We start from the raw sequence: 6,567 nt of genomic DNA on the forward strand, positions 1-6,567 counted from the left end.
ACGACCGCATGAAATTCTCCATCCTTTGAAAGGGTTTAGCCCCGAACCAGATTTGCCCTTAACAAGGTATGAATCAGGTCTGCCCGCATTGTCCAGAGCTGTGTCGGGGGCGATTTGGGCCGCATCGGAAAAAGCAGAGTCGGCTGAATCACTTAGCGGTGAAGAAAAAATCTTCCAAATAAATCGCCCACTGGTGGAGGGGCTCGGGTGGGCTGGGAGCGGCATTGCCGCTCCCCCGTGTTTCGGATTCAGCCGGCCAGAATCCGATCGAGGATTTCCCCGACATTACGGCTCAGCTTATGTTGCTCCCAGAGGGACCTCAGGGCCGCGAGGCCGGCCTCCCGGCGGGGTGCTTCGAGTATCGGCAGGACACGGAAACCTGTCAGGATACGGGACGCCACCTGCGGGTTGATCTTGTCGATTTCCGCGACGGCCTCGGTGATGAAGCGGAAGCCGGCGCCGTCCACTCGGGTAAACTGAACCGGATTGCTCATCACGAAGCTGCCAAGCAGCGACCGCAAACGGTTGGGATTGGTCTTGGGGAAGTCCGGCGCCGCCAGCGTTGCCCGCATGCGTTCGATGACTCCCTCGTCCGGCGCCTGGGCCGAAGCCGTCAGCCACTTGTCAAACACCAGCGGATCGCCGCCGAAACGAGTGCGGAACTCGCCCAGCAGCGCCGTCGCCTCTTCGGTCCAGTTGCGGACTGAAAGGGCCATAGCCGCATAGCGGTCGGTCATGTTCGTGGCATCGTGGAACTGGCTGGCTGCCAGGGCCGTACCGCGGTCCGATCCGGTCATCAGCAACGACAGGATGCCGTTGCGCAATGAGCGCCGGCCAGCCTGCGCGGCGTCGGGACTGTAAACATTACTGGTCGCAAGGGCGTCGTATTTGCCGACGAGCTTCTCGCTGACCGGGCCAATAATGGCTTGGACCAACGCCTTGCGTGCCGCGGCCACGGCATCCGGATCGACGTCCTTGCCGATATGGCGACCGACCACAGTTTCGGCCGGAATATCCAGCGCTTGGGCCTTGAAGGCATCATCGAGATCGGGATTGTCCAGCGTGTCGAGCAGGGCCGCGCGCAGCGCATCAACATCGCCGTCCGACCAGGCACGACCTTGTGCGGCATTGGCGATGAGGGTTGTCGAAGCCGTCTGCAGGGCGTCCCAGCGGTTGAACGGATCGCTGTCATGTCGGGCTAGGAAGAGCAAGTCGTTCTGGCTGAGACTGGTAGTGACCTTGACCGGGGCCGAAAAACCGCGGAACAGCGAGGGCACCGGCTTATTGGCCACGCCGCTGAACTTGAGCGTCACACTCTCGGCATCGAGCAGGATAAGGTCGCCCTCCACAGTCCCGCCGGAGACGCCGCTCCAGCCCATGGGACTGCCATTGGGGCCAATGAGGCCAAAGCGCACCGGGATCAGCAGCGGCTTCTTCGTCGGCTCACCGGGGGTCGGATCGATCTTTTGGGTGAGGGTCAGAGTATAGGTCTGGCTGGCTGCATCATAATTGTCGGAGACGCCGATTTGTGGCGTTCCGGCCTGCAGATACCAGGTGGCAAACTGGCTGAGGTCACGGCCGCTCGCATCCTCGAATACCTTGATGAAGGCTTCGATCGTGGTCGCGTCGCCATCATGGCGCTCGAAATAGAGATCCATGGCCTTGCGGAAGCCGTCTTCGCCCAGGAGCGTGGCCAGCATGCGCACGATCTCGGCGCCCTTCTCGTAGACAGTGGTCGTGTAGAAATTGTTGATCTCCCGGAAGCTGTCCGGACGTGGTGGATGCGCCAGCGGCCCACCATCCTCGGGGAACTGGCTGGTCCTCAAATTCTGCACATCATGGATGCGCTGTACCGGGCGGCTGCGCTCGTCGCTGGTGAACTCCTGGTCACGGAAGACCGTCAGGCCTTCCTTGAGGCAGAGCTGGAACCAGTCGCGGCAGGTGATGCGATTGCCGGTCCAGTTGTGGAAATACTCATGGGCGATCACCCGCTCGATGCCGTGATAATTGGCATCGGTCGCGGTCTCCGGCTTGGCGAATACCAGCCGGTCGTTGAAGATATTGAGGCCCTTGTTCTCCATCGCGCCGAAATTGAAGTCAGAGACGGCCACGATGTTGAAGACGTCGAGGTCATACTCCCGACCGAAGCGGCGTTCGTCCCAGGCCATCGAGCGCTTGAGGCTATCCATGGCATAGGCGCATTCCGCTTCCTTGCCGTGAGTGCAATAGATGCCGAGGTCGACCTTGCGCCCGCTCATCGTGGTGAAGCTGTCAGTAATCGAGCCCAGGTCCCCCGCTACCAGGGCAAACAGGTAGGCCGGCTTGAGGAAGGGGTCTTCCCAGACGGCATAGTGCATGCCGTCGCCCAGTTCCCCCTTGTCGACGAGGTTGCCATTGGCCAGCAAGACCGGAGCGAGCGTTTTGGGTGCGCTCATGCGCACCTTGAAAGGCGCAAGCACATCGGGCCGGTCCAGGCAATAGGTGATGCGGCGGAAGCCTTCGGGTTCGCACTGCGTGCACCAGGTGCCGCTGGAGCGATAGAGTCCCATCAGCTTGGTGTTGGAGGCGGGGTTCAGCGTCACCTCGGTTTCAAGCACGAAGCGCCTGTGCGGCGGCTCCACCAGGGTCAGCGAGTTGGGGTCACTTGCATAGGCCGAGAGCACCAGTGGCGCTCCATCCAGGGCAATGGAATCAAGCTTGAGTTCGTCGCCATCAAGCACCAGCGGCGTTCCCGGCGCGGTCTCCTCGCGCGGTTCAATTGTCAGTTGCGCCCTGACACGGGTGCTCTCCTCAAGAATTCTGAAATCCAGCTCTACTGACACGATCCGGTATGGAGTCGGGGCATAGTCCTTGAGGTAGATGGTCTGTTCGCTCTCGGTGCGCATGAAGCGGTCCAATTGTCGTGATGTTCTGGTTACAAGGTGTGGCCGTCCGGTGACAGCCGACTCTGAGTTCTCGTGTATCCTATGCGGCTCTCGACTGCATAGCATGACTCTTGTGGCGTCAATTGGGGCGCCATTAGGGAGGAGGCGCTAGGCAGCCGCCTGCACGCTGTTCCTCTGCACCGATCCGGGTCGCAAGAGCGGTGGTTCCGAAATTTCCGCACGGCACCCGACCGTCGGCCCCACTACCATGATCTCGACCCCGGTTGAGATCGCAAGGCGTGGCCGCACGATCGAACCGCCGAATGAATGATTGGTCTTGAGACATGTTGCGCTGGTTTGAATCCCGACTTGACCCCTACCCGAAGGGCGATCCCGTCGAGCCTCCCAAGGGTTTGCTGGAATTTTGCCTGCACTATAGCCACGGCGCCAAACGCTGGCTGGCCTTGATGGCGGTCTCCGCCGCCCTGGTGGCAATTGGCGAAATCATCATCTTTGGCTTCATCGGCGATGTGGTGAACTGGCTCGCCGATGCCGATCCAGCGACATTCCTCGAAACCGATGGCTGGAAGCTGGGGCTGATGGGCACGATCATCGTGATCATCGTGCCGGCCATCATGCTGGTTTCCATGCTGACCATGCACCAGACCCTGCTGGGTAATTTCCCCCAGCGTATCCGCTGGATGGCGCATCGCTATCTGATCCGTCAGTCGATGAGCTATTTCCAGGATGAGTTTGCCGGCCGCATCGGCGCCAAGCTGATGCAGACCTCGCTCGCTGTGCGCGAAGTGGTCATGAAGCTGCTCGACATGCTGGTCTACGTCACCGTCTATTTCACCGGTGCGGTGATCCTGGCGGCATCGACGGACTGGCGCCTGGCCATTCCCTTCCTGATCTGGCTGGCAAGTTACATTGCGCTCATGATCTACTTCATCCCGCGCTTGGGCAAGATTTCCCAGGCGCAGGCCGATGCGCGCTCGATAATGACCGGCCGCATCGTCGACAGCTACACCAACATCGCCACGGTCAAGCTGTTCAGCCACTCCAATCGCGAAGAGGCCTACGCCAAGGAGGCCATGGATGGCTTCCTCGACACCGTGTACCGCCAGATGCGCCTGTTCACGGTGCTCAACATCCTTGTGCTTTGGTCCAATGCGCTGCTGCTCTTTGCCGTCGGTGCTATGGGTATCTGGCTCTGGATGGGCGGGCTGATGACTCCCGGCTCCCTGGCAGTCTCGCTGGGTCTTGTCATGCGCTTCCAGGGCATGAGCCAGTGGGTGATGTGGGAAATGTCCTCGTTGTTCGAGAACATCGGTACCGTCAAGGATGGCATCAACTCCATTTCCCTGCCGCGTGTGGTCACGGACAAGCCTGAGGCCAAGGCGCTGCCCCGGGTCAATGGTGACATCAAGTTCGAGAACGTGGCCTTCCACTATGGCAAGACTTCCGGTGTCATTCACGGGCTGAACCTGCATGTCCGGCCAGGTGAGAAGATCGGACTGGTAGGTCGTTCTGGCGCGGGCAAATCCACCATCGTCAACCTGCTGCTGCGCTTCTATGACCGGGCCGATGGCCGCATCCTCATTGATGGGCAAGATATCGGCGAGGTCACGCAGGACAGCCTGCGCGCCAATATCGGTGTGGTGACACAGGACACCTCGCTTCTGCACCGCTCGGTCCGCGAGAACATCCTCTATGGCCGTCCCGACGCGACCGAGGAGATGATGCGTGCGGCGGCTGAGCAGGCCGAAGCCGCCGAGTTCATCGAGACACTGACCGATCCGCAGGGCCGCAAGGGCTATGACGCTCATGTCGGCGAACGTGGCGTCAAGCTCTCGGGCGGCCAGCGGCAGCGCATCGCCATTGCCCGCGTACTGCTCAAGAATGCACCGATCCTGGTGCTGGACGAGGCGACGTCCGCTCTCGATTCCGAGGTGGAGGCCGCCATCCAGGGTCAGCTGCAGATGCTGATGCAGGGCAAGACCGTGATCGCCATCGCGCACCGCCTGTCGACCATCGCCATGATGGACAGGCTCGTCGTGCTCGACAAGGGCGTGATCGTCGAGCAGGGCTCGCATGCCGAACTGGTGGATAGCGGCGGCATCTACAGCCAGCTCTGGGCGCGGCAGTCGGGTGGTTTCCTCGATGTCGATCAATCCGAGGTTGCGGCGCAATAACCGAACTTGGAGGAGGGCGGGGCCTTGCTTCGCCTTCTTTTAGCCGGTGGCGAGGTCTTCTAGCTGCTGCAGCGAGCCTTCGCGACGCAGATAGTCCTCGACTTCGTCAACGGCCATTGGCCGGCCGAAGAAATAACCTTGCATCACCGAGCCTCCGAGCGCGACAAGCGCCCGCAACTGTTCTTCGGTCTCGATGCCCTCGAAAACGCAGGACAGGCCCAGATTGCGGCAGAGATCGATGATCGTCTTGACGATGGCGCGGCTGGCCAGATTGTTGGGAACACCGGCCACGAAACTGCGGTCGATCTTGATCCGGTGCAGCGGTAGTTGCTGCACATGGGTCAGGCTCGAGTGGCCGGTGCCAAAGTCATCAAGGGCGATGCGGGCCCCCAGTCCGAGCAGCGTCAGCAGGGACTCGTTTGCCTGCTTGAGGTCAAGCATGGCCGCGGTTTCGGTGATCTCGAAGTCAATCTGGCAGCGGCCGGTCTTGCGGGTGAACATCGCCACGATCTGTTCGATCGCCGTTGTCGAGCCGATGTCGTGGGCGGACAGGTTCACCGAAAGGCGAATGTGGGGCGGTAGCGTCTGACTGATCGCCAGGGCCTTTCGCAGCACGCTTTGCGTGATCTTGCTGATCCGGCCGGTGCGCTCGGCCATGGGGATGAAATCGGCAGGTGAGACCTCTCCCAATTCCGGACTGCGCCAGCGGGCGAGCACCTCAAAGCCGGTCGTGGCACCCAACGAGACGTCGTATTGGGGCTGCAGAAGGACATAGATCTCGTTGTCCAGGTCTGCAGAGTGCAACAGGTGCTCCATGTGCCGCACCTTGCTGATTTCCCGGGCGTGAACGGCAGAGAACACCACCGCTTTGCCGCGTGCGTCCCTCTTGGCGCTCGAAAGTGCATAGTCGGCACGATCAAACAGGCTGTCGGCGCTATCGCCGGGTCGAGAAGCGGCCAATCCGGCTGTTGCGGAAAGGCGGATGACGCCTTCCGGTTGGTCAAAAGAGAGACGCATGGCGCCGCACAGCACTTCGCCTGCATTGGCCAGGGTCTGCTTGTCAAAAGGCGCCTCATAGATCAGGCCGAACGTATTGCTCTCCAGACGCGCCACGAATGTGTCGGCACGCCGCAAGGAGACAATGCGGCGCGCGGCTTCCACCAGAACTCTGTCGCCGGCAAGCTGGCCGAAGATCTGATTGATCGACTTGAAGCGGTCCAGATCGAGGCGCGCTACGCCGATCTGCCTTCCCTCGGCCTCGGCCCGGCTCAGCGCGTCCGTCAGGTGGCGGTCGAAGCTGCGACGGTTGGGCAAACCTGTCAGGCTGTCGATATTGGCCAGGCGATTGTTTTCCTCTCCCAGACGTTGTGTCTCCAATTGCCGCTGGGCAATTGCGCTGCGCGAGGCGACGAGGTCGGCGAAGTCGCGCGAGTTGCTCAGGAGAATGACGAGCAACACCGCCACGACCAGCACCATGTTCACCGAAACCTCAGGGGACAGGTTCAGGA

3 protein-coding genes are annotated in these 6,567 nt (G+C 61.2%); 1 reads left to right on the forward strand and 2 read right to left on the reverse strand.

What is annotated here, in order from left to right:
* Positions 1 to 248: 248 nt before the first annotated feature.
* Entirely contained in the window at positions 249 to 2,885 is a 2,637-nt protein-coding gene (pepN, locus tag QZ564_RS14380; RefSeq protein ID WP_297111289.1) for an aminopeptidase N, read from the reverse strand.
* 323 nt (positions 2,886 to 3,208) lie between these two features.
* Here pepN and QZ564_RS14385 point away from each other — a divergent pair, with 323 nt between their 5' ends.
* Complete coding sequence (locus QZ564_RS14385) at positions 3,209 to 5,059, forward strand: ABC transporter ATP-binding protein (protein ID WP_297111292.1); 1,851 nt, start codon at positions 3,209 to 3,211, stop codon at positions 5,057 to 5,059.
* Positions 5,060 to 5,098: 39 nt separating this feature from the next.
* Here the strand turns inward: QZ564_RS14385 and QZ564_RS14390 are convergent.
* Positions 5,099 to 6,567, reverse strand: a 1,469-nt coding sequence (locus tag QZ564_RS14390; RefSeq protein WP_297111295.1) for an EAL domain-containing protein, incomplete at its 5' end; no start/stop codon positions are given.

This window comes from uncultured Devosia sp. (assembly GCF_913055165.1).
Lineage (GTDB): Bacteria > Pseudomonadota > Alphaproteobacteria > Rhizobiales > Devosiaceae > Devosia.